The sequence below is a fragment of the Streptococcus suis genome (genome assembly GCF_002964575.1).
Taxonomy (GTDB): Bacteria; Bacillota; Bacilli; order Lactobacillales; family Streptococcaceae; genus Streptococcus; species Streptococcus suis_R.
In genome coordinates, this window is record NZ_POQQ01000007.1 from 1 (window position 1) to 1065 (window position 1065).

General features: G+C 33.9%; 1 protein-coding gene and 1 pseudogene. Both read left to right on the plus strand.

What is annotated here, in order from left to right; all coding sequences use genetic code 11:
• Positions 1 to 12 precede the first annotated feature (12 nt).
• On the plus strand, positions 13 to 750 hold the full coding sequence (erm(B), locus tag C1E58_RS00390) for a 23S rRNA (adenine(2058)-N(6))-methyltransferase Erm(B) (protein ID WP_002321849.1): 738 nt from the start codon (positions 13 to 15) through the stop codon (positions 748 to 750).
• A 169-nt stretch (positions 751 to 919) separates the two neighbouring features.
• Positions 920 to 1065, plus strand: a pseudogene (locus tag C1E58_RS00400) (topoisomerase DNA-binding C4 zinc finger domain-containing protein); the annotation flags it as partial.

The following is a 1065-nucleotide window of genomic DNA, read 5'->3' on the forward strand; positions in this document are numbered from 1 at the left end:
AGGAGTGATTACATGAACAAAAATATAAAATATTCTCAAAACTTTTTAACGAGTGAAAAAGTACTCAACCAAATAATAAAACAATTGAATTTAAAAGAAACCGATACCGTTTACGAAATTGGAACAGGTAAAGGGCATTTAACGACGAAACTGGCTAAAATAAGTAAACAGGTAACGTCTATTGAATTAGACAGTCATCTATTCAACTTATCGTCAGAAAAATTAAAACTGAATACTCGTGTCACTTTAATTCACCAAGATATTCTACAGTTTCAATTCCCTAACAAACAGAGGTATAAAATTGTTGGGAATATTCCTTACCATTTAAGCACACAAATTATTAAAAAAGTGGTTTTTGAAAGCCATGCGTCTGACATCTATCTGATTGTTGAAGAAGGATTCTACAAGCGTACCTTGGATATTCACCGAACACTAGGGTTGCTCTTGCACACTCAAGTCTCGATTCAGCAATTGCTTAAGCTGCCAGCGGAATGCTTTCATCCTAAACCAAAAGTAAACAGTGTCTTAATAAAACTTACCCGCCATACCACAGATGTTCCAGATAAATATTGGAAGCTATATACGTACTTTGTTTCAAAATGGGTCAATCGAGAATATCGTCAACTGTTTACTAAAAATCAGTTTCATCAAGCAATGAAACACGCCAAAGTAAACAATTTAAGTACCGTTACTTATGAGCAAGTATTGTCTATTTTTAATAGTTATCTATTATTTAACGGGAGGAAATAATTCTATGAGTCGCTTTTTTAAATTTGGAAAGTTACACGTTACTAAAGGGAATGGAGATAAATTATTAGATATACTACTGACAGCTTCCAAGGAGCTAAAGAGGTCCCTAGCGCCTACGGGGAATTTGTATCGATAAGGGGTACAAATTCCCACTAGGCGCTCGGGACCCCTTGTAGGAAAATGTCCTAAGTGTGGCAACAATATTGTATTAAAAAAATCGTTTTATGGTTGTTCAAATTATCCTGAATGTAAGTTTACTTTAGCTGAACATTTTAGAAAGAAAAAACTAACCAAAACGAATGTAAAAGAATTACT